This window comes from Rhizobium sp. Root274 (genome assembly GCF_001429245.1).
GTDB lineage: Bacteria > Pseudomonadota > Alphaproteobacteria > Rhizobiales > Rhizobiaceae > Allorhizobium.
The window spans coordinates 1,498,700-1,523,203 of the sequence record NZ_LMJE01000001.1 but is presented as its reverse complement, the minus strand read 5'-3'; the positions used below and the strand labels follow the sequence as shown (position 1 = coordinate 1,523,203).

Annotated in this window: 27 protein-coding genes; 19 read left to right on the top strand and 8 right to left on the bottom strand. The window is 62.1% G+C overall.

Features of this window, described 5'->3' with window-relative positions; translation table 11 throughout:
- Positions 1–68 precede the first annotated feature (68 nt).
- The gene (locus tag ASE36_RS07530) at positions 69–1,298 is read right to left on the bottom strand and encodes an MFS transporter (RefSeq protein WP_062277164.1); all 1,230 of its coding nucleotides are present in this window, start codon (positions 1,296–1,298) and stop codon (positions 69–71) included.
- A gap of 46 nt (positions 1,299–1,344) precedes the next feature.
- Entirely contained in the window at positions 1,345–1,956 is a 612-nt protein-coding gene (locus ASE36_RS07525) for a TetR/AcrR family transcriptional regulator (RefSeq protein ID WP_062277161.1), read from the bottom strand.
- A gap of 202 nt (positions 1,957–2,158) precedes the next feature.
- Here ASE36_RS07525 and ASE36_RS07520 point away from each other — a divergent pair, with 202 nt between their 5' ends.
- A complete protein-coding gene (locus tag ASE36_RS07520) occupies positions 2,159–3,187 on the top strand; it encodes a histone deacetylase family protein (RefSeq protein WP_062277157.1) in 1,029 nt (342 codons plus the stop codon).
- A gap of 12 nt (positions 3,188–3,199) precedes the next feature.
- Here ASE36_RS07520 and ASE36_RS07515 read toward each other — a convergent pair whose 3' ends face one another.
- The 4 genes from ASE36_RS07515 to ASE36_RS07500 all read right to left on the bottom strand — a co-directional run bounded on the left by ASE36_RS07515 (position 3,200) and on the right by ASE36_RS07500 (position 8,884).
- Positions 3,200–6,040 (bottom strand): EAL domain-containing protein, encoded by a 2,841-nt coding sequence (locus tag ASE36_RS07515; protein ID WP_062277154.1) that lies wholly within the window; start codon positions 6,038–6,040, stop codon positions 3,200–3,202.
- A gap of 56 nt (positions 6,041–6,096) precedes the next feature.
- Positions 6,097–6,948 carry a FecR family protein gene (locus tag ASE36_RS07510; protein WP_062277151.1) on the bottom strand — a complete coding sequence of 284 codons (852 nt, stop codon included), beginning with the start codon at positions 6,946–6,948 and terminating at the stop codon, positions 6,097–6,099.
- Positions 6,949–7,152: 204 nt separating this feature from the next.
- The gene (locus tag ASE36_RS07505; RefSeq protein WP_062277148.1) at positions 7,153–8,250 is read right to left on the bottom strand and encodes a TRAP transporter substrate-binding protein; all 1,098 of its coding nucleotides are present in this window, start codon (positions 8,248–8,250) and stop codon (positions 7,153–7,155) included.
- Positions 8,251–8,413: 163 nt separating this feature from the next.
- Complete coding sequence (locus ASE36_RS07500; RefSeq protein ID WP_062277144.1) at positions 8,414–8,884, bottom strand: group III truncated hemoglobin; 471 nt, start codon at positions 8,882–8,884, stop codon at positions 8,414–8,416.
- 127 nt (positions 8,885–9,011) lie between these two features.
- Here ASE36_RS07500 and mbfA point away from each other — a divergent pair, with 127 nt between their 5' ends.
- Both mbfA and ASE36_RS07490 read left to right on the top strand, forming a co-directional pair.
- Positions 9,012–9,995 carry an iron exporter MbfA gene (gene mbfA / locus ASE36_RS07495; protein ID WP_062277141.1) on the top strand — a complete coding sequence of 328 codons (984 nt, stop codon included), beginning with the start codon at positions 9,012–9,014 and terminating at the stop codon, positions 9,993–9,995.
- Positions 9,996–10,066: 71 nt separating this feature from the next.
- On the top strand, positions 10,067–11,257 hold the full coding sequence (locus tag ASE36_RS07490; RefSeq protein WP_062277138.1) for an MFS transporter: 1,191 nt from the start codon (positions 10,067–10,069) through the stop codon (positions 11,255–11,257).
- A gap of 1 nt (position 11,258) precedes the next feature.
- Here ASE36_RS07490 and ASE36_RS07485 read toward each other — a convergent pair whose 3' ends face one another.
- Complete coding sequence (locus tag ASE36_RS07485; protein WP_082510883.1) at positions 11,259–11,876, bottom strand: transglutaminase-like cysteine peptidase; 618 nt, start codon at positions 11,874–11,876, stop codon at positions 11,259–11,261.
- 173 nt (positions 11,877–12,049) lie between these two features.
- The gene (locus ASE36_RS07480) at positions 12,050–12,853 is read right to left on the bottom strand and encodes an alpha/beta hydrolase (protein ID WP_062277136.1); all 804 of its coding nucleotides are present in this window, start codon (positions 12,851–12,853) and stop codon (positions 12,050–12,052) included.
- A gap of 180 nt (positions 12,854–13,033) precedes the next feature.
- On the opposite strand from ASE36_RS07480, the gene infC reads away from it, so the two are divergent.
- The 16 genes from infC to pheT all read left to right on the top strand — a co-directional run bounded on the left by infC (position 13,034) and on the right by pheT (position 24,482).
- Positions 13,034–13,570, top strand: coding sequence for a translation initiation factor IF-3 (gene infC, locus ASE36_RS07475; RefSeq protein WP_244474700.1), 537 nt, complete (start codon positions 13,034–13,036; stop codon positions 13,568–13,570).
- A gap of 197 nt (positions 13,571–13,767) precedes the next feature.
- Positions 13,768–14,280 carry a hypothetical protein gene (locus tag ASE36_RS07470; protein WP_244474676.1) on the top strand — a complete coding sequence of 171 codons (513 nt, stop codon included), beginning with the start codon at positions 13,768–13,770 and terminating at the stop codon, positions 14,278–14,280.
- A gap of 6 nt (positions 14,281–14,286) precedes the next feature.
- Positions 14,287–15,012: a PepSY domain-containing protein gene (locus tag ASE36_RS22770; protein ID WP_162244192.1), complete on the top strand. Its 726-nt coding sequence runs from the start codon at positions 14,287–14,289 to the stop codon at positions 15,010–15,012.
- A gap of 3 nt (positions 15,013–15,015) precedes the next feature.
- Positions 15,016–15,681, top strand: a complete 666-nt coding sequence (locus ASE36_RS07460; protein ID WP_062277125.1) for a response regulator transcription factor — start codon at positions 15,016–15,018, stop codon at positions 15,679–15,681.
- Positions 15,678–17,027 (top strand): sensor histidine kinase, encoded by a 1,350-nt coding sequence (locus tag ASE36_RS07455; protein ID WP_062277122.1) that lies wholly within the window; start codon positions 15,678–15,680, stop codon positions 17,025–17,027. Before ASE36_RS07460 ends, ASE36_RS07455 begins: the two co-directional genes overlap by 4 nt.
- Before the next feature lie 144 nt (positions 17,028–17,171).
- Positions 17,172–17,375 (top strand): 50S ribosomal protein L35, encoded by a 204-nt coding sequence (gene rpmI / locus ASE36_RS07450; protein ID WP_062277119.1) that lies wholly within the window; start codon positions 17,172–17,174, stop codon positions 17,373–17,375.
- Positions 17,376–17,413: 38 nt separating this feature from the next.
- Positions 17,414–17,818 (top strand): 50S ribosomal protein L20, encoded by a 405-nt coding sequence (rplT, locus tag ASE36_RS07445; protein WP_062277116.1) that lies wholly within the window; start codon positions 17,414–17,416, stop codon positions 17,816–17,818.
- A 106-nt stretch (positions 17,819–17,924) separates the two neighbouring features.
- Positions 17,925–18,791: a lipopolysaccharide kinase InaA family protein gene (locus tag ASE36_RS07440; RefSeq protein ID WP_062277112.1), complete on the top strand. Its 867-nt coding sequence runs from the start codon at positions 17,925–17,927 to the stop codon at positions 18,789–18,791.
- 1 nt (position 18,792) lies between these two features.
- Positions 18,793–19,878, top strand: coding sequence for a phenylalanine--tRNA ligase subunit alpha (gene pheS, locus ASE36_RS07435; RefSeq protein ID WP_062277109.1), 1,086 nt, complete (start codon positions 18,793–18,795; stop codon positions 19,876–19,878).
- Between the two features lie 39 nt (positions 19,879–19,917).
- Positions 19,918–20,208, top strand: coding sequence for a BrnT family toxin (locus ASE36_RS22160; RefSeq protein ID WP_082510879.1), 291 nt, complete (start codon positions 19,918–19,920; stop codon positions 20,206–20,208).
- Complete coding sequence (locus ASE36_RS07430) at positions 20,150–20,500, top strand: BrnA antitoxin family protein (RefSeq protein WP_082510877.1); 351 nt, start codon at positions 20,150–20,152, stop codon at positions 20,498–20,500. Before ASE36_RS22160 ends, ASE36_RS07430 begins: the two co-directional genes overlap by 59 nt.
- Positions 20,497–20,787 (top strand): DUF2442 domain-containing protein, encoded by a 291-nt coding sequence (locus tag ASE36_RS07425; RefSeq protein ID WP_062277106.1) that lies wholly within the window; start codon positions 20,497–20,499, stop codon positions 20,785–20,787. Before ASE36_RS07430 ends, ASE36_RS07425 begins: the two co-directional genes overlap by 4 nt.
- 83 nt (positions 20,788–20,870) lie before the next feature.
- Positions 20,871–21,026, top strand: a complete 156-nt coding sequence (locus tag ASE36_RS23005; protein WP_244474675.1) for a DUF4160 domain-containing protein — start codon at positions 20,871–20,873, stop codon at positions 21,024–21,026.
- A 65-nt stretch (positions 21,027–21,091) separates the two neighbouring features.
- Positions 21,092–21,367, top strand: a complete 276-nt coding sequence (locus ASE36_RS07415) for a DUF2442 domain-containing protein (protein WP_244474674.1) — start codon at positions 21,092–21,094, stop codon at positions 21,365–21,367.
- Positions 21,364–22,062 carry a hypothetical protein gene (locus tag ASE36_RS07410; protein ID WP_062277100.1) on the top strand — a complete coding sequence of 233 codons (699 nt, stop codon included), beginning with the start codon at positions 21,364–21,366 and terminating at the stop codon, positions 22,060–22,062. The genes ASE36_RS07415 and ASE36_RS07410 overlap by 4 nt, the downstream gene beginning before the upstream one ends.
- The gene (gene pheT, locus ASE36_RS07405; RefSeq protein ID WP_062277097.1) at positions 22,059–24,482 is read left to right on the top strand and encodes a phenylalanine--tRNA ligase subunit beta; all 2,424 of its coding nucleotides are present in this window, start codon (positions 22,059–22,061) and stop codon (positions 24,480–24,482) included. Before ASE36_RS07410 ends, pheT begins: the two co-directional genes overlap by 4 nt.
- The last annotated feature ends 22 nt before the right edge of the window (positions 24,483–24,504 follow it).

The following is a 24,504-nucleotide window of genomic DNA, read 5'->3' as shown; positions in this document are numbered from 1 at the left end:
GGTTTTCGGGTCTTGGGACCTGGAGGCCGCCCCTTTGGGTTTCGAATGCAGGGTTCGCGCGGCGCGGGTCAGCGTCTGCGGAACTCGGTGAGAAAGACGAGCAGTGCCGCTGTGGGCAAGGCCGCTCCGACAAGCGCTGCCGCAGCCCATCCGCCATGGGCATAGCTATAGGCGCCGACCGCGGACCCGATGGCACCGCCTGTAAAGAAGATCGCCATGAACAGCCCGTTCAGCCGGCTGCGCAACTCGGCACCGAGCCCATAAATGGCGCGCTGGCCGGTGACCAGCGTGGTGGTGACGCCGAAATCGAGGAGCACGGCGGCAAGCGTCAGAAGGGCAAGCGCGATCCATGATCCCTCGGGTGTGACCAGGGTCATGAGGAAGGCTGCCAGCACGCTCGACAGACCGAAGGCGGTGGCGGGGCGGGAGAGACCCCGGTCGGCAAGCCGTCCGGCAATCGGCGAGGCGACGGCGCCGGCAACGCCCGCGAGGGCAAAAAGCGCAATGCCGGTCTGCGTCAGGCCGAAGGCAGGGCTTGCGAGATAAAGCGGCGTGACCGTCCAGAAGAGGCTGAAGGCGGAGAACTGGAACGCCTGATAGGCCGCACGCCGCTGCAACACTTTCTGCGTCGTGAGCAGCCGCCCCATCGAGCCGATCAGTGCGACATAGCCGAGATGGGTCTTTGGAACGCGCCGCGGCAGCTTGGCGGCGAGAAGCGCGCCGAGCGCCACCATGACGGCAGCCGAGAGAAAGAAGATCGTGTGCCAGGAGCCAAGTTTCGCAACGAGGCTCGCGATCGGCCGCGCCATCATGATGCCGACCATCAGTCCGCTCATGACATTGCCGACGACCTTTCCGCGCGCGTGATCCGGGGCAAGGCCCGCGGCGAAGGGCACGATCATCTGCACGGCGACGGCGCCGAGCCCAATCGACAGGGAAGCTGCGAGGAACGGCAGCGGCGTGGTGGCAAGACCGGCGGCGATCAGCGCGGCGGTGACCACGCCCATCATGATCAGGATCAGCTTGCGGTTTTCAACGAGATCGCCGAGCGGCACGAGGAACAGCAGTCCGAGGCCGTAGCCGACCTGGGTGAGCGTGACGATCAGCCCGCTTGCATGCAGCGGCAGCCCGATGGCTTCGGCAATCGGACCGGCAAGCGGCTGGGCATAATAGAGATTGGCAGCGATGAGGCCGCAGGCGGCGGCCATGATGAAGGTGAGCCCGGTCGAGAGACCTTGGGCGCTCGCGGCGTGAGGGAGGGGAAGGGCAGGTTCGGCGGTGGAGGAGGTCTGGGTCATGGCACGGAATCCGGGGGAGGAGGGGGAGGACGAAGGCATGGGAGGATCAGTCGAGGATGGTTAGAATGGCATCGGCCGCAGCCCGGGTACGGCCCGACTCCTGGCCGGACTTGCCGGCGATGCGGATGCCCTGGAGGAAGGAGAAAATGGCAAGCGCGGTGGTCGGAATGTCGATGCTGCGTGAGACGGAGCCGTCGGCTTGGCCGGTCGTCAGGAAACCTTCGATCTGGGCGAGGGTCACGGCATGTCCGCGTGCGACCCGCTCGGCCACATCGGCGTCGAAAAGGGCAAGCTCGACGGCAGCCCCGATCGCGAGGCATCCGCGCCGCCCGGTCTCGCCGCAGGCGGCGTCGGCGTAAAACTGCAGGATGGCGCGCACCTGGTCACGGCCGGTCGAGGCTTGCGCGAGCTTTTCGGAGAGAAGGGCTGTGCGCACCTGCTTGTAGCGGTCGAAGGCGGCGAGAAAGATCGCCTTCTTATCCTTGAACGCCTTGTAGATGCTGCCCGCCGTTAGCCCCATCGCCGCTTTGAGGTCGGTGATCGAGGTGCCGTGATAGCCGCGCTCGGTGAACACCGTGATCGCGGCATCGAGTGCCGCATCAATCTCGAAGGCGCGGGGCCGGCCGGCGGAGCGAACAAAGAGGGCTGTGTCAGACATTGCGAGTTCCGCAGAATTAGGAAACGATCGTTTCCAAATATCTCTATCTAGTAGAACCGTCAAGTCCCCTGTTTGCTGGCGGAATCTGGTCGTTCGACCAAAATCACTTTGTTGGACGCTTGCCGTCGCCCATCAGCCGGCGTTAGGCTTGCCAAAACGGAAGCTCCGCAGCACCGAACGCGGGCAAGAACGAGGGAACGAGATGCGTGTCTATTATTCGGAAAAGCACAAGCTGAGGGATGCGAAGACCGAGCTGCATGGCGGCCTGCTGGTAAAGCCCTTCGAGGGGCCGTTCCGCGCCGAATGGGTGCTGGCGGCTGTCAAGCAAGCAGGGTTTACCGACGTCGAGGCGCCGGACGAGCATGGGCTGGAGACGGCGCTCAAGGTGCATGACGCCGGCTATCTCGAATTCCTGAAGACCTGCTGGGACCGCTGGGAGGCGCATGGCTTTGAGGGCGAGGCGATCCCGACGTCCTTCCCGTGCCGCCGCAGCCAGACGGGCCGCGTGCCCAAGCATATCGACGGCGCGGTCGGCTACTACACCAATTCGGCGGAAACCTCGATCTCAAAGGGCACCTATGAAGCCGCGATCGCCTCGATGGATGTGGCACTATCCGGTGCTGACTGGCTGAATGCCGGCAACCGCTTCGCCTTTTCGCTCTGCCGCCCGCCGGGTCACCATGCCGGGCGCGATCTCTTCGGCGGCTACTGCTTCATCAACAATGCCGCCGTCGCAGCGCAACGCCTGCTCGATCACGGCGCGAAGAAAGTCGCGATCCTCGACGTCGACTTCCACCACGGCAATGGCACGCAGGACATTACCTATCGCCGGGGCGACATCTTTTTCGCCTCGCTGCATGGCGAGCCGGAAAATGCCTTCCCCTATTTTCTCGGTTATGCCGACGAGACCGGCGAAGGGGATGGCGAAGGTCTGAATGCCAATTATCCGATGCCCTCGGGCACGCCCTGGGATGCGTGGTCGGCAGCGCTCGAAGACAGCCTCAAGCGCGTCAAGGACTATGGCGCCGAGGCCATCGTCGTTTCGCTCGGGGTCGATACCTTCGAGCAGGATCCGATCAGTTTCTTCAAGCTGAAAAGCCCGGATTATATCACGATGGGCGAGATGATCGCTCAAAGCGGAGTACCGGTGCTGACGCTGATGGAGGGCGGTTACGGCGTGCCGGAGATTGGCCTCAACGTGGCGAACGTGCTGAAGGGGCTGGAGGCGTAGCGGACGCCAGTCTCAGCCGGCGGCTCGCATGACCTGCCGCACCGTGGGGGCGAAGCCTTGGCGGGCGAGCAGGTTCAGGTTCGCCGACGGCTGGGGTTTGCCGAAGAGATAGCCCTGGCCTTGATTGCAGCCCAGCTGCAGCAAATGCCGTGCCTGGTCCTCGGTCTCGATCCCCTCGCACAGCATGGTCATGTCGAGACCGGCGCTCAGCGCCAGCACCGAGGATATGATCGCCTGGCTTGCGGCGCTTTCGATCAGGTTCCTCACGAACATCTGGTCGACCTTGATCTTGTCGAGGGGAAAGCGCGCGAGATAGCCGAGCGAGGAATAGCCGCTGCCGAAATCGTCAAGTGCCAGACTGACGCCGAGCGATTTCAGGCGCTGCAGTTTCTCGATCAGATCGTCTGCCGCACTGATGAAGCTCGATTCCGTGATCTCGAGCTGCAGGCGCCGCGCCGGCAGGCCGCTTTCGGCGAGGGCCGCCTGCACGTCGGCCACAAGGTCGCGCCGTTGCAGCTGGAGTGGGGCAACATTGACGGCAACCACCATGCCGTCGGGCCAGGTCACGGCGTCGAGGCAGGCCTGGCGGAGCGCCCAGGCCCCCAGCTCGACGATAAAGCCATTGGCTTCGGCAATGCCGATGAACGTCAGCGGCGAGATCATGCCATGCTGCGGATGCTGCCAGCGGATCAGCGCCTCGGCACCGATAACAGCCCTGGTGTCGAGCATGACCTGCGGCTGATAGAGCAGCTTCATCTGACCGCGATCCAGCGCATGCCAGAGTTCGGATTCAAGCAGTCGAGCCTCGGCATGGCGTACGCCGCTTTCGGGATCGAATTCGACAAGCCCGTCCGTCGTCTCACGGCGAGCCTCATCAAGGGCAAGTTCCGCCTCTGCGACCAGTTGCGCACCGCAACCTGCGGCGAGCTGATCGGCCGTGGTCATACCAAGGCTCGCGCCCACGCGGTAAGGCGTACCATCCGGCTCGAAAGGCACGGAAAATTCCTGCCGGATGCGCTCGGCGAGCAGGCGGGCGAGCGCAGGCGGGATCGGCTTCACGGTGTGCAGCGCAAAGCTGTCATTGCCGAGCCGGGCTGGCCGCGACAAAAGCGGATCGATCCGCCCCAGCCGACCGCTGACGGCCCGCAGCAGCGCGTCTCCCTTGGAGCGGCCGAGGGTGGCGTTGATGGTCTTGAAGCGATGCAGGTTGACGGCATAGACGGCATGGACAGAGGGATCGCCGGCATTGGACGGCGGAGCCTCGGCGGCCAGTGTGTTGAGGTCGGCGATGAGCGCAGAAGCACGCAACGCTCCCGTCAGCACATCATGGCGCGAAAGATAGGCGATCCGCTCAGCCTGTTGCCGTTGTTCGGTGACGTCGCGGGCGGTGATGCAGGCGACGCGAGCATTGTGACCTGCCCGCTGCCGTCTGCTGCTGCGATCCAGCTCGGAAACGGTGATGGTATAGTCGAGAATCCGCGACCCAGCCGCATCGGTCAGTTCGATCTCGCGGAGCGCCACAGGGTTGTCATGTATCGGCTGGGGAGCGCCGAGGGCTGAACGCACCTCCTCCTGCCACGGGCTTGGCAGGCAGGCAAAGCTCAGCCGGCCCTCGGGGCAAAGCCCGAGTTCGGACAGAAGCGGCAGCAGCCGGCTGCTGTGGCGGACAATCGTGCATGTATCGTCGATGATCACCACCATATCCGCGCTGTCGCGGATGACCTGCTCCAGCAGGTTGCGGCTGTTGTTCGCCTCCATCGACATGCGTTTCACCAGCCAGGCACGCAGATCCAGCTCCTGGAACGCGCGAGCTGACAGCGCGAGCATGACCAAGACGATCAACGCGCCGGTCGGCAGGCTGATGGCGTGAGCGGCCTGAATCCAGACGGCGCCGGTCTCCAGCAAGGCAATCAGGGCCGCAAGCAGCAGCACCTGACGGCGCAGCGAGCGTGTCAGCACGAGAACAAGCAAAACAGCGAGCGCCATGGCACCCAGCAAGGGCCAGACAGAGGGCGAGACGAGCCGGCGGTCCTGCAGCAGCGTTTCCGCCGCCATCACATGCACGATGGGTCCCGAGACCAGGCCATGCACCGGCACAATGAAGTTGTCCTTGAGCTCGATGGCGCTCGCGCCGAACACGACGATGCGATCCTGAAGGATCGCCGGATTGACCCGCCCCTCGATCACGTCGATCGCTGAGACACGGGTGATGCTGGCGGGATCGATGGAGAAGTCGATCAGGAAGGGGGCCGTGCCCCGATCGGCGATCCCGGCCAGAAGGGCGGGAACCGAAAACACGAAAGTGCCGTTCTGCGTTTCCCCGAGCGGGAAGCGCCGCACGATCCCATCATCGTCGGCATAGAGGCTGGCGCTGGCGACCCAGGCATGGGGCGCAAAGAGGGGGTTGGGCCTGGTTGTGGCAACGACCGGAATAGTATCCGCAGAGGAGCGATACTGCTGGAAGGATGGCAGAATGACACCGCCACCGGCGGCTTCCAGCGCTGTCGCGAGCGCCTTGTCGCCTTCGCTCTCGGAGCGGGCACTGAAGTCGATGTCGAGAAAGATATCCCGGGCCTGCGCCGCCACCAGCCGGTCGATCAGGCGGGCATGGATCGAGCGGCTCCAGGGCCAGGTGCCGACGACATCCAGGCTCTTCTTGTCGATCTCGACCAGGACGATCTCGCCGGTGGCATCACGCGGCACGGCCGCCATGCGCCAAGCTGAGAGCCGTCGATCGAGCGGTTCGAAGAGACCGGCAAGACTGGTCAGGCCGACGACTAAAAGCAGGCAGGCTACGAGGGTTGCCTGCCCGACCAGATGACGCCGTCTGCCGTGATGTCGTTGCTGCGTCACGCGCAATCAATCCTGTTGGAGGGAGCCGCCGTCTGTAGATTCAGGACCACAATGCCTCAATCCTCCCGGTTTCCCGAATTGCCTTTGCCCGAGTTTCCGCTGCCTCCGCCCTTGCCTCCGCCCTTGCCGCCGCCCTTGCCGCCACTGTTGCCGTTTCCGCTGCTGTTTCCGCTATTTCCCCCTGTGCCGGCATCAGAGCCGGACCCGGAACCAGAGCCGGATTTACCCTTGCTTGCGGCGGCTCCTTTGCTGGCGGCAGAGGTGCTGTCGGCTGCCGAGGCGTTTTGAACGGACAGGGTCTGGCCGACCGCCGGGACGAGAGGCTTCGAGACCGGAATGGAGACGATCTTTGGTTTCCGGCCTGCTGCCTTGACGCTGAACCCGTTCGATAAGCTGACTTCAGCCGATTGACCGGCGGTCAGATCGGCAGCGTGCCCGCCGCTCGGATCCCTGACGCCGACTACGCCATGTCTGACCGAGAGACTGGTGCTGTCGTCGTCGACCTGGACGGTGAAGCCGGTACCCTTGACGACGGCTGCGAGGAAGGGCGTCTGGACGCTGAGGTTCCGGCCGGGCCGTTTCTCGAATTCGACGGCGATCTCGCCCGATTGCTGCACCACCTCGAACTTGTCGTCGCCGGCCGATTTGGCAAAGACGGCACTCATGGTGCCGGGCTTCAGCGTGATCATGTCGTCGCCATGCTGAAGCACGACGCGGCCGCGCGGCCCGGTGCTGATCCAGGCGCCGTCGGGCACGGAAGTGCCGGTTACCAGACGTTCCCAGGTGACCTTGTCGACGGTGTAATTCACGGGCTGCCGGACGGCGGTTGCGGTCCAGGTTTCAGCCATGGCAGGCCCGCTCGCGAGCGCGATCCAAAGGAAAGCGGCAAAAGTCAGCCGAAGGCGCATGATGTCGGATCCTCTCATTCTTGCCCAACAATAGTCGCGAGGGCATGAAGATTGCCTAAATCAACATTCTTTAAATTAGTGCAATTGCCGTTTTGCGATCGCCACTTGCGTCAGCCGGAGCAATGCCGTCGCCAGAACCACCGCCAAACGCAAAAGGCCCGGGACAGCGCCCGGGCCTTTGTCATTGCGAATGATTGAAAGCGGTTACAGCGTGCCTTGGCGCTGCTGGATCATCTGATAGGTATCGAAGCTGTATTCGGCGATCTGGCTCCAGAGATAGGCGTCCTGCTTGAAGGCCTGCTGGCTGTCATAGAGCTTCTTGAACCACTCGTTTTTCGCCGTCAGCTCCGCATAGGTGTCCTTCGCTGCCTTGTGGCAAGTGTCGAGGATGTCCGTCGAGAACGCACGCAGCTGCGCGCCACCGGCAACGAGTTCGCGCAGCGCCTTGGCGTTGGAGGCGTCGTAACGGGCGAGCATGCGGGCATTGGCGGCTGCACACGCATCGGTCAGGATGCGCTTGTAGTTTTCCGGCAGGGCATTGAACTTCTCAAGGTTGAAGAAGGCATGCACGGTCGGGCCGCCTTCCCACCAGGCGGGGTAGTAGTAATAAGGCGCGACCTTGTAGAAGCCGAGCTTCAGGTCGTCGTAAGGGCCGACGAATTCGGTGGCGTCGATCGTGCCCTTTTCCAGCGCCGGATAGACGTCCGAACCGGCGATCTGCTGCGGGGTGACGCCGACCTTCGACATGATCTCTCCGGCGAGACCGGCAATGCGCATCTTCAAGCCCTTGAGGTCGTCGATGGTCTTGATCTCCTTGCGATACCAGCCGCCCATCTGGGCACCAGTATTGCCGGCCGGCAGCGCGTAAAGCTTGTGAGATGCGAGGAACTCGTTCAGCAGCTCGTTGCCACCGCCAGCGGTGAACCAGGAATTGGTCATGCGGGCATTGAGACCGAAGGGGATGGCGGTGCCGAGCGCGAAAGCCGGATCCTTGCCGATATAGTAGTAGCAGCAGGTATGGCCCATTTCGACGGTGTCGTCGGAGACCGCATCGGCAACCTGCAGCGGCGGCACGATTTCACCGGCGGCATAGACCTGGATCTCGAACTGGCCATCGGTCGCCTTCGACACGCTCTCGGCAATATCGGTCGCAGCACCGAAAATGATGTCGAGGCTCTTGGGGAAAGACGAGGCGAGGCGCCAGGTGACCTTCGGATTTTCCTGGGCGAGGGCAGGGGCTGCAAGTGTTGCGGCGCCTACGCCGGCAATGCCGGCCTGCTTAAAGAATTGACGGCGGTTCATGATCTCTTGCCTTGGTTTTTCGGATAACGATACGGCCCTGCTCCCGCGGCGGGTCTAAAGGTGCGAGGCGAAGCGTGCAAGACCGAAAGGGTGGGATCTTGCCCCGTGCCGCGCCCAAATTTGCGTTTTCTTTCGTGAAGATGCCGGTCCACGCAAGGAACAATCACGGAGCCTTTTGCAGGCGCGGATCATCGAGAGCCGGGTTGTAAAAGAGCGACAGCACCAGGCTCTTGGCGATGCGCTCGGCGCTTGTCAGGAACCAACGATGCGCCTCTTCCGTTGCGCCGATCTCGGTGAGCGTGTCGGAAAAGAGCTGGAGCCATTGCAGGAAAAGCCCCTCCGCCATGCCGTCGACGCCGTGATGCGCTTGAACGGGCTTGCCGCCATAGGCGCCGGTCTTGAAGGCGACGGAGGCCCAGAAGGCCTTCATCTTGACCATGTGGGCGGGCCAGCGGCCGGAGAGCCGCCTGTCGAAGACGGGTCCGAGATCGGGGTGTTGCACGATATGGCCGTAGAAGGTTTCGACGAGCCTGTCGATGAAAGCCACGTCCACGCCCATGGCCGCCATCTCGGCCTCGGCGCGGGCGGTGATCTCGGCGCGATGTGCGGCGCGGCCGGTAAGCTCCATGGTCATGGGTTCGTCCTTGCGATTTCAGGCTTTGGCTACGTCTCCGACATGAAGTGGTCAAGTGAGAACTTCACCCTTGAAAACGGCATCTGAGAGGCATAAGTTTAGAACAATTCTAAAAAGGTGACAACAGATGTTTGGTTTATCCCTGTCCACGGCCAAGCGCTCTTTCGACAGCCTCAGCGAACAGGAGATCCTGGGGCTGGCCATTTCTTCCGAGGAAGACGATGCCCGCATCTACCTCGCCTATGCCGATCAGTTGCGCGCCACGGCTCCGCAATCGGCCAAGGTCTTCGAAGACATGGCCGAAGTGGAGCACACCCACCGCAACATGCTGATCGAGATGCATCGCGAACGGTTCGGGGAGCGCATCCCGCTGATCCGTCGCGAGCACGTGCGCGGCTTCTATGACCGTAAACCGGACTGGTTGCGGAAGAACCAGACGCTGGATCAGATCCGCACCGAGGCGGAACTGATGGAGCAGGGGGCCTATCGCTTTTATATGGCCGCTGCCCAGAGGACGTCCGATGCGGGCATCCGCAAGCTGCTGGGGGATCTCGCACTCGCCGAGCAGGGCCACGAAGAGATTGCCGGCATGCTCGGCGAAAAACACGTGACCGAAGAGGCGAAGACGGAAGAGGACGAGGGCGCCCGCCGCCAGTTTATTCTCACCTATGTCCAGCCGGGCCTTGCAGGCCTGATGGACGGTTCCGTCTCGACGCTCGCCCCGATCTTTGCCGCAGCTTTTGCCACCGGCGACACCTGGTCGACCTTTCTCATCGGCCTATCCGCCTCGGTCGGTGCGGGCATTTCCATGGGCTTCACTGAAGCGGCCCATGACGACGGCAAGCTCTCGGGGCGCGGTTCGCCGATCAAGCGGGGCCTTGCCTCCGGCATCATGACGGCGCTCGGCGGCCTTGGTCACGCGCTGCCTTATCTCATCCCGCATTTCTGGACAGCGACCATCACGGCGGCCATTGTCGTCTTCTTCGAGCTTTGGGCGATCGCCTTCATCCAGAACCGCTACATGGAGACGCCCTTCTGGCGTGCGGCCATGCAGGTGGTGCTGGGCGGTTCGCTGGTGCTCGCAGCCGGTGTGCTGATCGGTCAGGGCTAGGCGAGACGGCTTGACGACGGGGCGCCGGGCACTGTCATCTGCTGATCATCAAACCGGACTAGCAAGGCGCCATGAAATTCCCACTTGCGACCATCAGTCTGGGCGTCACCATGACCATCGGTTACGGCACGCTCTATTACTCTTTTTCCGTGCTCGCGCCCGAGATCGCCGGTGAGTTCGGCTGGAGCCGCAGTTTCGTCTTTGGGGTCTTCTCATTTGGTCTGCTGGCGGGTGCGGTTGCGGCACCCGTCATCGGCCGCCTGGTCGACCGACTCGGCGCCCGCCTCGTCCTGTGCCTTGGTTCGGTCGCGGCGGCCCTGGCGCTGGCGCTTTTTGCAGTGATGCAGAACGCATGGCATTTCGCGCTGATCACGCTCGCCGCCGAATTCGTAGCTCTTGCGGTTCAGTATGACGCAGGCTTTGCTGCGCTTGCCCAGAGCCATGGCCGGGAGGCACGGGCCCATATCACTCTGGTCACCCTCATCGCGGGCTTTGCCTCGACGATCTATTGGCCGCTCCTGCAATGGCTGCTGACCGTGATGACCTGGCGCGAGATTTATCTGGTGCTGGCGGCGATGAACCTCCTGCTTGCGCTGCCGATCCATCTTGCTCTGCCAAAGACACGCATCGACACGGGTGAACCCGCAAAGCCGGTGACCGGGGCTGCAAAGGATTGCCTTCCCGCCGACCGCAGCAGGCAGATGGTGCTGATGGCGATCGCCTTTGCAGCCGGTGGCTTCGTTATTTCAGCGATCGGCGCGACATTGCTCGTGCTGATGCGCGATCTGGGTTATGCGACGGGGATAGCGACCCTTGCCGGCAGCCTGATCGGACCCAGCCAGGTGGCGGCGCGGCTGATCGAATATGTGAGGCGCAATCTGTTTTCGCCGCCACTGACGGCGATCATCGCAGCCGTCGTCATGGCGCTCGGAATTATCCTTCTCGCCGGCTCGCTGCTGATCCCGGCCACCGGCTTCGCGCTCGCCTTTGCGCTCTTTTATGGCGCAGGCCAGGGACTGACATCCATCGTGCGCGGCGTGCTGCCGCTGCATTATTTCGGGGTCGTGGGATATGGCCGGACCATGGGGACCCTGTCGGCGGTGCGCATCGTCGTCTCCGCCATCGCCCCGGTCTCTGTGATCTGGCTGAACGACGTGGCAGGGCCGGCAGCGGCGCTTGCAAGCCTTGCGCTCGCCTCGCTGGCGGCGGTCCTCGCTACGCTTGCCCTGACGGCGGGTCCCCGGTTGAAGACGGCGCTGTAGCTTATTGCAGGGCGCCGACCAGGACGTCCGAGGTGCCGTTCTCGATGGTGACCCAGCGACCGCTATCCGTCGAGGATTGGCGCTTGAGGAACGTGTAGTGGGTATCGTTCCACAGCTTGACGTCGTCATTCAGGTTGTCGAGCACGAAATCGCCGGTCTGGCTGCGCACGGTCAAAACGGCATGACCCTCGCCATCGGGCTTGCGCACGACGGTAATTAGCAGGTCGGCGACGGAAAAGCCCGCTTCCATCAGCTTTTTGCGCTTGAGCAGGACGAAGTCTTCGCAGTCGCCAGCATCGACGGGATAAGCCCAGACTTCCTCACGGCCATAGATCTGCTCGTCGGTCATCGGCACGATGGCGTGGTTCACCGAGGCATTGATGTCATGGATGATACCCCAGCCGTGATCGGTGATCTTCGGCGGCGTGGTGGGGCGGGTCCGCATGGCGCATTCCTGCGGCAGGGACTTGCAGAATTCATAATGGCCGATCGGCTGGGACGTCACGTTGCCGGTCACCATCGAACGCGAAGGCGACGGTGCCGAATAACCTGCATGGGCGGGCGCAAGCACCGCAGCAGCAATGATCAGCGCCGTGATGGCGCGTGAACCGTTCGTCATGAACCTGTCCCCTATATCCTTAACAAAACGTTAAGAGCGGCAGAGGGTACGAGTCAACGTTGCGGCGACGGAAGGCCGCTGCAATTCGGTCACTATGGTTAAAATGCGACAGTTCTAACGCAGGGAGGCTCGCAAAGGCCCGCTCGGTGGGGAGAAGCGGGCGGGCGCTCCTGTCATAGCATGGACAGGATCGCCGCTTTCATCCGGGCGATGTCCTCGGGACGCGACAGCCGATGATCGCCGTCGCGCACCAGGGTCAGGACCACGTCGTCGAGCGGCAGGAACTCCATCAGCTTCAGCGCATGGCTGTGCGGTACGTCGGGGTCCTTCATACCTTGAAGAATATGAACCGGGCAGCCTGTCTCGATCAGGCCGGTCAGCACGCGGTTCGCCCGCCCGTCTTCGATCAGCGCACGGGTGAAGATGTTCGGCTCCGGGCTGTACTCGGATGGTTCCTCGAAGAAGCCGCGCTCCTCAAGTGACCGCCGCTCGGCCTCGGTGAGGCTGGGTTCGATGAGTTCGCTGGTGAAGTCCGGGGCAGGGGCAATCAGCACCAGGCCCGCGACCGTAAAGCTCAGTCCCTGCCTGCGCGCCTCCTGGATGACCCGCAGGGCAATCCAGCCGCCCATCGATGAGCCGATCAGAATGACCTGCCGGGCGCCCGAGGCGGAGATCACGGCCAGCGCTTCTTCCGTCCAGCGCGAGATTGTGCCGAGGGCGAAGTCACCGCCGGAGACGCCGTGGCCGGAATAGTCGAAGCGGATGGCCCCGATCCCGTGTTCCGCAGCGAGCGCGTCCATCTCGACGGCCTTGGTGCCCGACATGTCGGAGCGATAGCCGCCAAGCCAGACGAGAACCGGTTTGTCCGGCCCCGTCTCGGGCGAAGCAAAACGCTCGATGATGCAGATCGATCGCGCCGAGGCGTCAGACCCGACGGTGATCGTCTTTTCGGCCAGGATGTTCGCGGGCTGGTTCATGAGGACCTCCGATTCGCTGCACGGGTGTAAATCACATTCAGGAAGTGACCGACAACAGGTGATTTTCTTCACGAGGCATGCTATTGACTCCGCCGACGCAAGTATCACATAGCCCTGTCACGCGTATGCGCGCGGGCCGGGCCTGCTCACATATCGAAACAGTTCGAGGAGAATACGACCATTCGCAGACCGTTTAAGACCGATGCCCCCGTGAAGGACGGGCCGCGCTCCAACCGAGAAATTCGCATACCCAAGGTCCAGTTGATCAACGAAGAAGGCCAGAACCTCGGTGTCGTGCCGACGGATCAGGCGTTGCGTATGGCAGAAGAGGCCGGATTGGATCTGGTCGAGATTTCGCCGAATGCGGAGCCGCCGGTCTGCAAGATCCTCGACCTCGGCAAGCTGAAATACGCCAACCAGAAGAAGGCGGCCGAAGCGCGCAAGAAGCAGAAGATCGTCGAAGTCAAAGAAATCAAGATGCGCCCCAACATCGACACCCATGACTATGAGGTGAAGATGAAGGCGATGAACCGCTTCTTCGAAGAAGGCGACAAGGTCAAGGTGACCCTGAAGTTCCGCGGCCGCGAAATGGCCCACCAGGAACTCGGCATGAAGCTTCTGCTTCAGGTCAAGGAAGACACGCTGACCATCGCCAAGGTCGAAGCCGAGCCGAAGCTCGAAGGCCGTCAGATGATGATGGTGCTCGCTCCGAAGTGAGCTGAGCCCACCGCGCGACCCGCTGATCGGGCCACAGATCAAAGCCGCCTTATGGGCGGCTTTTTTCGTGGCACCCTCTCCAAACGCTTGCCCGTACTTTTCTGACAGAACGCTGACAGCGGCTGCGGCCTATCTGTCAGGTAAGCCAGTGCATGATCTCCTCAAAGAGACAGCTTTCGTCTCAGGAGGAAAGTCCCATGACGACGCTTGCCCGGCGTACCCTGCTTGTCTCCGGCACGGCCGCACTGGCGCTCGGCATTTTCCCGTTTTTCGGCGCCGTGGCGCCCGCGTCACTCTCGGCCCTGCTCGATCAGCAGGCCCTGGCTCGCGGCGGCAGCGATGATGGCGGTGGCAGCGGCAGCGACAGTTCCGGCTCGAGCCATGACGATAGCAACGATTCCTCCGACGATTCTTCCAATGATGACGGCCCGGATCATGACGCCGGCGATGACCATGGCGACGACGGAGCCGAGGACGATGACGGCGATGATGACGGCAACGGCAAGGGCCGTGGCGGCAATCGCGACGAGATCCGTCTGATCGTCAATCAGGCGCAACTTCAGGGTCTGGTCAATGGCACGATGATCCCGGTTGACCAGAACGGCGTGCGGCTCGCTTTCGAGATCGAGCAGGAACACGGAAAGACCGAAATAAAGTTGCGGGCGCCAAAGGGGACGCTCACCGGCGTGACGGTCGTTCCCGCCCCCTGATTTCCCATGAAACGGCAATGGTCGGCCGCCGCAGATCCATTGTCGTTTTACCCCGCCCGGCCCCCACCGGGCGGGGATTGCTCATTTGCCAGTTGGCGAGCCGATGTGGCCGCGCTAGGTTTGTCGCTTAAAGAAATCGAGCCCGTGATGGATCGCCGCCGTTTTATGCTCATGCTTCTCTCTTCCACCGTCGTGACGGCACTTGCGCTGGCGCCGGATGCTGCCGCGAAGAACGGCAACAGCGGCAACGGCAACGGCAACGGCAACAGCGGAGGAAGCGGCAGCAGCGGTAACGGCAGTAGCGGTAGTGGCGGAAGCGGTAGTGGCGGAAGCGGCAGCGGCGATGGCGGTAGCGGTGGGAGCGGCAGCGGCAGCGGCAATAGCGGTAGCGGCGGGAACGGTGGGAGCGGCAGCGGCAGTTCCGGCGGCGATGACGATAATGACGACGATGGTGATGAGGACGACGCGGGAGCGGACGAAAGTCTTGGCAGCGCGCCGCCGAGCCCCGATCATCAGCTCGCCCGCGAGGCGGTGGATCGGGGGCGCATTCGGCCTCTGCGCGAAATCCTGCAGCAGATTGAAGACGCGCACCAGGGGCGCGTGATCGCAGTCAATCTCAATCTCGACGCGCGCAATCCGTTCTACACCTTGAAGGTTCAAAGCGGGGCAAAGGTCCGGACCCTGAAATTCGATGCTGCGACGGGCCGTCGCCTGAACTTCTTCGGATGGTGAGCAATGCGGATCCTGCTGGCTGAAGACGACGCGACCATCGCCGAATTCACCCGCTCGAAGCTGGAGACGGAGGGCTTCGTGGTGCACCATCTGGCGACGGGGCCGGACGTCTGGGCGGAAGGTGAAACCGGCGAATACGCCGCGATCGTGCTCGATCTTGGTCTGCCGGGAATGGATGGTCTGTCGATCCTGAAGCGGTGGCGGTCATCCGGTGTCGAAACGCCGGTCCTGATCCTCACGGCGCGTGGTTCCTGGATGGAGCGGGTGGACGGTTTCGAGGCCGGGGCCGACGACTACCTGCCAAAACCGTTCCGCAGCGAAGAATTGTTGGCGCGGTTGAAGGCGCTGCTGCGGCGCACCGGCGGTCGGGCGAAGACGACGGCTTCGGCCGGTGGCTTCGTGATCGACGATGCCGCCCGCCGCGTCACCTACGAAAACCGGCCGATTGAGCTGACGCCGCTCGAATACCGCCTGCTGTCGATGCTGATTGCGGAGCCGCAGCGGGTCTTCGATCCGCTGGAGATCGCCCGCCAGGTGCAGGGCCGCGACGACGATGCGGCTAAAAATGCCGTCGAAGCCATGGTCGCTCGCATCCGTCGCAAAACCAACCCGCTCGCAATCGCCACCCGCCGTGGCTTCGGTTACACGCTGACGGACGACGGCGCATGATGCAATCGCTGCGTCTGCGGCTCGTGATCGGCGCCGTGCTGGCGATTGCCTTTGTGCTGCTGCTGGTCGGCTTCGGCCTCAGCCGTGTCTTCTCCACCTATGCGGCCGAACGCTATCGCTCCGATATGTCGGCGATTATGGACCAGCTGGCGGCAAGCATCGAAATCCAGAACGGCGAAGCTGTGGTGACGGACGAACCGAGCGATCCGCGCTTCGGCCTGCCGGGGAGTGGCCTTTACTGGCAGGTTATCCCAAAGGACGGCAAGGTCATCCGCTCGCGCTCGCTCTGGGATGTGGAGCTGTCGCTGGCTGCTCTGCATGATGGCCCCTATCATTTTTGGGAGACGCAGGGGCCGGACGGCGCGCCCATTCTCGCCGATATCAGACAGATCGAGGTGGAGACCGGCCTAGGCAGTCGTTCCTTCACGCTTCTCGCGGCCTTCGACCGCAAGGTGCTGGACGATGCGATTTCGCAGTATCATGGCTCCATGGCCGGAATGCTTGCGGCCACGGCAGCAGTTCTCTTCGCTGCGGCCTTCCTGCAGATCGGCATCGGCCTTGCACCTCTGTCGCGCCTGCAGGCTAACCTTGCCCGGGTGCGGGCAGGGTCGATCGACCAGTTCGAGGGAGAAGGCCCGACGGAACTGAAACCTTTGGTGCTCGAACTCAATCAATTGCTGAAAGAGCGGGAAACCGCCGTCGAAAGGGCAAGAGCGCGGGCAAGCGACCTTGCCCATGGTTTGAAGACCCCGCTGACCGTTCTCTTGCATGTGGCGGATGGCCTGCCGGGGCCTGAAAAGGCGATGATCCGCCAGCAGGTCGACCTCATCCGCCAGCGTTCAGACCGGCAGCTGCAATCGGCGCGTCTCGGCGTCGAACAGATGACCCAGACGGGCCTGGCGTCGCTGACCGGGAAGCTGGTTTCGGTGCTGAAGCCGGTGACCAGCGCCCGCGGGATCGATTGGGACGTGCGGCTGGATGATCAATTGACGGCCGACATGGACCCCGCGGATCTGGCCGAGGCGCTTGGCAATGTGCTCGACAATGCAACCCGCTTTGCCCGAGGCTTGATCCAGGTATCGGCCGTGCAAGACGAGGCGGCCGTCCGGCTTGTTGTCGAAGACGACGGCCCGGGGGTCGAGGAGGCGGCACTGGCGGAGATTACCGGGCGCGGGGTGCATCTGGGGGACGGCGAAGGGTCCGGTCTGGGCCTCGCGATCAGCGCCGACGTTCTTGCCGCCTATGGCGGAGGCCTTTCCTTTGCCCGATCTGCCCTCGGCGGATTGAAGGTGACGCTGAGCATGCCGACGCGCACAACGCGCAAGATTCGCGCCGCAAAAGAATAAAATCGCTGCCCCGTTGCGCTTTTTCCCCTCCGCGGTTATAAGCGCCCGTCCGAACGGTCCGGCAGGGCATGCCGTGGCCGTTCTTTATGCTTGAAAACGGGCGTTCGTCTGCCTGTTTCGATACAAGAACAATGGAGTAGCAAAATGCCCAAGATGAAGACGAAATCCTCCGCCAAAAAGCGGTTCAAGATCACGGCAACCGGTAAGGTTCTCGCAGCCGGCGCCGGCAAGCGCCACGGCATGATCAAGCGGTCCAACAAGTTCATCCGCGATGCACGCGGCACGATGGTTCTCGCCGAAGCTGACGGCAAGAAGGTCATCAAGAACTACCTGCCGAACGGTCTCTGAGACCCCACGCTTTTTGGATCATTTAAGGAGATCATGACATGGCACGCGTAAAACGTGGCGTAACTTCCCGCGCCAAGCACAACAAGGTATTCAAGGCAGCCAAGGGCTTCTACGGCCGCCGCAAGAACACGATCCGCGCCGCCAAGGCTGCTGTTGATCGTTCGAAGGCATTCGCCTACCGCGACCGCAAGGTCAACAAGCGCAACTTCCGCGCTCTGTGGATCCAGCGTATTAACGCTGCTGTTCGCGAATTCGGCCTGACCTACGGCCGCTTCATCGACGGCCTGAACAAGGCTGGCATCGAAGTCGACCGCAAGGTTCTGTCCGACATGGCAATCCATGAGCCGGCCGCTTTCGCAAAGCTCGTCGAAGCTTCGAAGAAGGCGCTTGCCTATCTCAAGGACGCCGGTACGGCCAACGAGTTTGAAAGCGCGGTCAAGTAAGCCAGCGCTTCCCGAACGTTTGAAATATTGGGAAACCCGCGCTGGCATCCGGCGCGGGTTTTTCTTTGCGATGCGCGCCTGACGCGGCGCGTGGATGAGGCCCCTCATGGCATATCCGGAAGAACCGGGGACAGCAGACAGGCACGACGTCTATCTCGGCAATGACGAGATCGGCGAGCTTCTGCGCGCGATGATGCAAAGCAACGGCCGTGTCCAGCGGCTGGACCTGAAGGACCGCACCGTCTGGATCAAGCGTCAGGGCAGCAAGACCCTGCCGCCGCTGGTGGCCATGCAAGGTTTCTTTGCCGCTCTCTTCCGCGTTCCGATCCTGAAGCCCTCGCCCCAGTTGTCGCCGGAGGCCATGCAGGCCCGCGAAATTGCGCGCATAGGAGCCTTTGCCGATGCCGAGTTTCCGGTGCCAAAGATTGTCTATGCCTCTCAAACGGCCATGGTCATGTCGGATGTCGGTCCGACGATCGACCGTCGCATGAGGCTCCTGCGTCGGTCCGATCCGGTCGCCCATGATGCGCTGCTGATTGAGGTTGCCGAAGCCCTGGGCCGCGTGCATGCCGCCGGTCTGAGCCACGGCCGGCCGCATGTGCGGGATTTCTTTCTGCAAGACGGCAAGGTGGGCTTCATGGATTTTGAAGAAGATCCGGCCTCGGTCATGCCGCTCGCTTTGGCCCAGGCGCGCGACGTTCTGCTTTACTTCCTCGTGGTGACCTCCAGGGCCTTGAGCCCTGAGACCACATGCCCTGCGGCACTCAACGCATGGCTCATCCATGCGCCGGAGGCCGCCCGCGTCGAATTGGTCAAGCTGACGGCCCTGATCGGCCGAATTTTGCCGCTCGCCCGGTTGATTGGCCGCGTGCACATGGGTAGTGATCTGCGACGCTTTATCATGGCAACTGAATTTCTGATGAGGGTCCCGCCGGTCAAGGCGGAGGGCCCGGGTACCGCCAAGGCAGGATGAAATGGTTGAACTAGACGCATTGAAAGCACAGCTGCTCGCCGAGATCGCTGCAGCCGGCGACGAGGCCGCGATCGAGGCGGTGCGGGTCGCAGCACTCGGCAAAAAGGGTTCTGTCTCCGAACTCCTGAAGACGCTGGGCTCCATGAGCGCGGAAGAGCGCCAGACGCGGGGTGCCGCGATCAACGCGCTGAAGAACGAGGTGACGGAAGAGGTCGCGACTCGCAAGGCAGCCCTGAAGGATGCCGCGATCAATGCGCGCCTGAAGGCCGAGACGGTGGACGTTTCCCTTCCCGTGCGCTCCTCGCCGGCCGAGCGCGGCCGCATCCACCCAATCAGCCAGATCGTCGACGAGATCACCGCGATCTTCGCCGACATGGGCTTCTCGATCGCCGAAGGTCCCGATATCGAGACCGACTATTACAATTTCACGGCGCTGAACTTCCCCGAGGGGCATCCCGCCCGCGAGATGCACGACACCTTCTTCCTTTCACCCGATGAAAACGGTGAGCGCAAGGTGCTGCGCACGCACACCTCGCCGGTGCAGGTCCGCACGATGGAGGGCCAAAAGCCGCCGATCCGGATCGTCATTCCCGGCAAGACCTATCGCCAGGACAGTGACGCGACCCATTCGCCGATGTTCCACCAGGTCGAAGGACTCGTCGTCGACAAGACCGCCAATGTTGGCCATATGCGCTGGGTGCTGGAAGAGTTCTGCAAGGCCTTCTTCGAGGTCGACAGCGTCACCATGCGCTTTCGCCCGTCCTTCTTCCCCTTCACCGAGCCGAGCTTCGAAGTCGACATCCAGTGCGACCGTTCCTCGGGTCCGATCGTCAAGTTCGGCGAAGGCAAGGACTGGATGGAAATCCTCGGCTGCGGAATGGTTCACCCGAACGTGCTGCGCGCCGGCGGGCTTGATCCGGACGAGTACCAGGGCTTCGCCTGGGGCATGGGCCTCGACCGTATCGCCATGCTGAAATACGGCATGCCGGACCTGCGCGACTTCTTCAACGCCGATGTCCGCTGGATGAGCCACTACGGCTTCCGCCCGCTGGACGTGCCGACGCTGTTTGGCGGTTTGAGCAGCTGATGATTTATTCGTGGCCACAATTAAATATGTGTGGTAAAGATGGAGCTGGAATGGGACGAGGAGAAGCGGCAGCGTAACCTGCGTGAGCGGGGGCTGGATTTTGCCGATGTCGTGTACTTCGATCCCGCAACCATATTGGTGGATGTCGATACTCGGCGGGACTATGGCGAAATCCGCTATAACTGGACGGGCTATCTCGACGGTGTTCTGTGTCGGCTCTGCTGGACACCCAGAAACGGCAGGATGCGCATCATTTCGATGAGGAAGATCAATGACCGCGAACGCAAAGTTTACGAAAGGGGCAAGCCCCGCGCTCCCGACGCTGGTTGATGTCGATGCCGGCCGGGTCACGTTGGACGAGTATGAAATCGCTCATGGCGAGGACGCGTCACAATTGACGGACGAGATCATCGCAAATGCGCGCCCGATATCCGAGTTTCCGGAGCTGCCGAACTTTTTTAAGACCAGAGGCCAGCGCGGTCCACAAAAGGCTCCGGTCAAGGAGCGGGTGGGATTGAGATTGAACAGCGACGTGGTCGAGCATTTTCGCCGGACCGGTCCCGGCTGGCAGAGCCGGATCAACGACGTGCTTGAGAATTATGTGAAGGCCAATGAGACGTGATTGAACATCTTGAGAACATGCGCCCGGTCGATGCGCTTTGCGCCGATGACTTGCTGCACGTGGAACTGACGGACGGTCGTATCGTCAGCGTTCCTGTCTGGTGGTATCCGCAGCTTCAGGACGCGATGCCGGTGGAACGGAACAATATAGACTTCATGCCTGATAGCATGCACTGGCCCGATATCGAACTGGATATCTCGGTCGTCAGTCTGCTACTCGGGGAAAAGGCACCGGGCGCGCGATCGCCGGATGTCTCGGGCAAGAGGGGGATGGAAACGAGGCAGTGAATTGCCTAGCCAAAGTCGGTCGCGTTTTTGGATCGAGAGACTTCCGAACAATAGCAAACTGATTGAGGGGATGACCAAAGCCGATGCCAACGCTCCTGGTCTGGCATGGATACAAGTTCAGGTTCTACGCTCTCGACCGAGGCGAACCGGCGCATGTACACGTCGTCAAGGATGGAAAGTCGCTGAAGGTCTGGTTGGCGAATTTGGCAGTGGCGCGGAATGTTGGATACATACAATGAACGGGAGATCGAGCGGATTTTGACGGTGATCGCCGAACATCGAAGCGAATGGATCGAGGCCTGGAATGACTTCTTTGGAATTTGAAACCGAGGAGATGCGTCCCGTAAAGGCATGGTGCACAAAGGACGAGGTCCATGTGACGCTCGCCGACGGCCGCACGATCTCCGCACCGCTTTGGTGGTACCCGTTTCTGTCTGGCCTCGATGAGCAGAACCTGAACGAGATTGAGCTGATGTACGAAGGCATCTGGTGGACGACGGTCGATGAGGGCATCTCGGTGAAGAGCATGTTCCTTGGAGTAAAGGCACCAGGGGCAAAAGCGCCGGAGAAGGCGGCGTGAAGCCGACCAGCATTACATTCGGTGATCGAACTCCCGATCCTTCTCAAGCTTTGAAGAATTGGAAGCCTCTTCCTGAAGATGCGGACCTTTCTTATCCAGAAGGCGCGCACTCGGTTGTCGACTACCGTACGAAAATCAATGATCGTGTCCATGCCGCGTATCGATTTGGCCTGAGCTCAATACCATTCGACTTCGACAGATATTTTGGCGCTAATGACTCACTGCTTGATGTCGAGAACATGCTAGTGACCGCTGAGCGAGCTGAGTGGCCAGCAGACCAGCACATGGGTCAACTGATGATGTACGGAGTTCTGCAGGCGTTGGCTGTGGAGAACCAAGCAACGCTGCAAGTGCTTCGCTGTTTTGGACAGAAGCACTTTTTCTGCCTTCAGGCCGAATTAGACGCCATCAAAGAACTCAGAATAGCGGTAGCCGGTCATCCTTCCGACCATAACAAGAATAACTTAGAGGTGAAAGGCTGCACCTTCCTAGGCCATAGGGTGCATGGGAGCAGAACGCGTTTTGCTGCCGTTACGTACGTCAACTTTAGCAAATTCCTGCAACGTGAAATCGATGTTTTGGCGTTGATTGCCAAGCAGAGATTGGCTGTTAATGCCAATCTTTGTCGTGTATGGGACGCAATATCAAAGCACGGCGGCATCTCCGCCAACCTGTTCAGTGAGACCAGACAATGAAATTCACACTCTCCTGGCTGAAGGATCACTTGGAAACCGAGGCTTCGCTCGACGAGATCTGCGAGCGGCTGACCGCGATCGGTCTTGAGGTCGAGGATGTCGATGACAAGGCGGCTTACAAGCCCTTCGTCATTGCCAAGATCCTGACGGCGGAAAAGCATCCGGAAGCGGATCGTCTAAAGGTGCTCTCGGTTGATGCCGGCGACGGCAAGCCTGTGCAGATCGTCTGCGGCGCGCCGAATGCCCGCGCCGGCATGATCGGTGCCTTGGCGCGGCCTGGCACCTATGTGCCGGGCATCGATGTGACGCTGTCCGTCGGCAAGATCCGCGGCGTCGAAAGCCACGGCATGATGTGCTCCGAAAAGGAGCTCAATATCTCCGACGACCACAACGGCATCATCGACCTGCCCGAGGATGCGCCGGTTGGCACATCCTTCGCGTCCTATGCCGGCCTCGATGATCCGGTCATCGAGATCAACCTGACGCCGAACCGTCCGGACTGCACGAGCGTGTTCGGCATCGCCCGTGATCTGGCTGCCTCCGGTCTCGGCACGCTCAAGGCGCCGAAAGCCCCAAGCTTCAAGGTCGACGGTGAGACGCCGGTCGAGGTCAAGCTTGAGCTCGAAGACCAACTCTGCCCCGGCTTCGCCTATCGCCTTGTGCGCGGCGTGAAGAACGGCCCGAGCCCGAAATGGATGCAGCAGCGCCTGCTCTCGATCGGCCTTCGTCCGATCTCGGCGCTGGTCGACGTCACCAACTACATGACCTTCGACCAGGGTCGTCCGATGCACGTCTTCGACGCCGACAAGGTCAAGGGTGCGCTTGTCGTGCGCCGGGCGAAGGAGGGCGAGGAAATCCTCGCGCTCGATACCCGCACCTACAAGCTGAACCCGAACAATGTCGTCATCGCTGATGATAACGGTCCGGAATCGATCGGCGGCATCATGGGCGGCGAGCATTCAGGCTGTGACGAGAACACCGTCAACGTGCTGATCGAGTCGGCTCTCTGGGATCCGATCAACATTGCCAAGACCGGCCGCGCCCATGGCATCATCACCGACGCACGCTATCGCTTCGAGCGTGGTGTAGACCCTGAATACATGATCCCCGGCCTCGAGCGCACCACCGAACTGGTGCTCGAAATGTGCGGTGGCACGGCGGCAGCCGCCAAGGTCGAAGGCTACAAGGGCCATGACAAGAAGGTGGTCGACTTCCCCTATGCGGAAGTGAAGCGCCTGACGGGTCTGACCGTGTCCAATGAGGAGTCGCGCCAGATCCTGACGGCCCTCGGCTTCGAGATCCTCTCGGGCGACGACAAGGCCGCCAAGGTCTCGGTTCCCTCCTGGCGTCCTGACGTCGATGGCAAGGCAGACCTCGTCGAAGAAGTCATGCGTATGTTCGGTGTCGACAAGATCAAGCCGGAACCGCTGCCGCCGACCGGTTCGGTCAATGGCAAGATCCTGACGACCCTGCAGATCCGCACCCGCACGGCGCGCCGGGCGCTCGCCTCGCGCGGCATGCTGGAAGCCGTCACCTGGTCCTTCATCCCGGCCGAGCACGCCAAGCTCTTCGGCGGCGGCAGCGAAAAGCTGAAGCTGGTCAACCCGATTGCAGCCGACATGTCGGACATGCGTCCGTCCCTGATGCCGGGCCTGTTGACCGCCGCCCAGCGCAATGCCGATCGCGGCTTTGGCGATGTGGCGATCTTCGAAGTGTCGGGCACTTATGAGGGCGATACGCCTGACACCCAGCGTCGCGTCGCCGGCGGTGTCCGTCGCGGCACGGCCTCGCTTGCCGGTGCCGGTCGCGCCTGGTCGAATACGGCCAAGGGCGGCGGCAAGCCGGTCGACGTCTTCGACGCCAAGGCCGATGCGCTGGCAGTCCTCGAAGCCTGCGGCATTCCGATGAGCAATGTCCAGATCGAGCAGGGTGGTCCTGAATGGTATCACCCCGGCCGGTCCGGCACGATCAAGGCTGGTCCCAAGGTCATCCTCGGCACCTTCGGTGAATTCCATCCGAAGACGCTGGAGGCGCTCGATGTCTCCGGCACGCTCTGCGGCTTCGAGGTCTATGTCGACGCCCTGCCGGAGCCGAAGAAGAAGGCGACCCGCACCAAGGCGGCACTGGAGCTCTCTCCCTTCCAGATGGTGAAGCGCGACTTCGCCTTCGTCGTCGAAAAGGCGGTCGAGGCGGGTGCGATCATCAAGGCAGCGACCAGTGCTGACCGCAAGCTGATCACGGGCGTCAACGTCTTCGATATCTTCGAAGGGGCCTCGGTGGGCGAAGGCAAGAAGTCGGTGGCGATCGAAGTGCTGATCCAGCCGGCCGACAAGACCCTGACCGACGAGGATTTCGACGCGCTGACGAAGAAGATCGTCGGCAATGTCGAGAAGTCGACGGGCGGCGCGCTGCGCGCCTGATGAAAACAAAGAGCGAGCGTTT

What these genes read in the sequence shown, in the direction of transcription:
- ASE36_RS07530 (WP_062277164.1), bottom strand. Translation starts at nt 1,298, where the DNA reads ATGACCCAGACCTCCTCCACCGCCGAACCTGCCCTTCCCCTCCCTCAC.
- ASE36_RS07525 (WP_062277161.1), bottom strand. Translation starts at nt 1,956, where the DNA reads ATGTCTGACACAGCCCTCTTTGTTCGCTCCGCCGGCCGGCCCCGCGCC.
- ASE36_RS07520 (WP_062277157.1), top strand. Translation starts at nt 2,159, where the DNA reads ATGCGTGTCTATTATTCGGAAAAGCACAAGCTGAGGGATGCGAAGACC.
- ASE36_RS07510 (WP_062277151.1), bottom strand. Translation starts at nt 6,948, where the DNA reads ATGCGCCTTCGGCTGACTTTTGCCGCTTTCCTTTGGATCGCGCTCGCG.
- ASE36_RS07505 (WP_062277148.1), bottom strand. Translation starts at nt 8,250, where the DNA reads ATGAACCGCCGTCAATTCTTTAAGCAGGCCGGCATTGCCGGCGTAGGC.
- ASE36_RS07500 (WP_062277144.1), bottom strand. Translation starts at nt 8,884, where the DNA reads ATGACCATGGAGCTTACCGGCCGCGCCGCACATCGCGCCGAGATCACC.
- mbfA (WP_062277141.1), top strand. Translation starts at nt 9,012, where the DNA reads ATGTTTGGTTTATCCCTGTCCACGGCCAAGCGCTCTTTCGACAGCCTC.
- ASE36_RS07490 (WP_062277138.1), top strand. Translation starts at nt 10,067, where the DNA reads ATGAAATTCCCACTTGCGACCATCAGTCTGGGCGTCACCATGACCATC.
- ASE36_RS07485 (WP_082510883.1), bottom strand. Translation starts at nt 11,876, where the DNA reads ATGACGAACGGTTCACGCGCCATCACGGCGCTGATCATTGCTGCTGCG.
- ASE36_RS07480 (WP_062277136.1), bottom strand. Translation starts at nt 12,853, where the DNA reads ATGAACCAGCCCGCGAACATCCTGGCCGAAAAGACGATCACCGTCGGG.
- ASE36_RS07470 (WP_244474676.1), top strand. Translation starts at nt 13,768, where the DNA reads ATGACGACGCTTGCCCGGCGTACCCTGCTTGTCTCCGGCACGGCCGCA.
- ASE36_RS22770 (WP_162244192.1), top strand. Translation starts at nt 14,287, where the DNA reads ATGAAACGGCAATGGTCGGCCGCCGCAGATCCATTGTCGTTTTACCCC.
- ASE36_RS07460 (WP_062277125.1), top strand. Translation starts at nt 15,016, where the DNA reads ATGCGGATCCTGCTGGCTGAAGACGACGCGACCATCGCCGAATTCACC.
- ASE36_RS07455 (WP_062277122.1), top strand. Translation starts at nt 15,678, where the DNA reads ATGATGCAATCGCTGCGTCTGCGGCTCGTGATCGGCGCCGTGCTGGCG.
- rpmI (WP_062277119.1), top strand. Translation starts at nt 17,172, where the DNA reads ATGCCCAAGATGAAGACGAAATCCTCCGCCAAAAAGCGGTTCAAGATC.
- rplT (WP_062277116.1), top strand. Translation starts at nt 17,414, where the DNA reads ATGGCACGCGTAAAACGTGGCGTAACTTCCCGCGCCAAGCACAACAAG.
- ASE36_RS07440 (WP_062277112.1), top strand. Translation starts at nt 17,925, where the DNA reads ATGGCATATCCGGAAGAACCGGGGACAGCAGACAGGCACGACGTCTAT.
- pheS (WP_062277109.1), top strand. Translation starts at nt 18,793, where the DNA reads ATGGTTGAACTAGACGCATTGAAAGCACAGCTGCTCGCCGAGATCGCT.
- ASE36_RS22160 (WP_082510879.1), top strand. Translation starts at nt 19,918, where the DNA reads ATGGAGCTGGAATGGGACGAGGAGAAGCGGCAGCGTAACCTGCGTGAG.
- ASE36_RS07430 (WP_082510877.1), top strand. Translation starts at nt 20,150, where the DNA reads ATGACCGCGAACGCAAAGTTTACGAAAGGGGCAAGCCCCGCGCTCCCG.
- ASE36_RS23005 (WP_244474675.1), top strand. Translation starts at nt 20,871, where the DNA reads ATGCCAACGCTCCTGGTCTGGCATGGATACAAGTTCAGGTTCTACGCT.
- ASE36_RS07415 (WP_244474674.1), top strand. Translation starts at nt 21,092, where the DNA reads ATGACTTCTTTGGAATTTGAAACCGAGGAGATGCGTCCCGTAAAGGCA.
- pheT (WP_062277097.1), top strand. Translation starts at nt 22,059, where the DNA reads ATGAAATTCACACTCTCCTGGCTGAAGGATCACTTGGAAACCGAGGCT.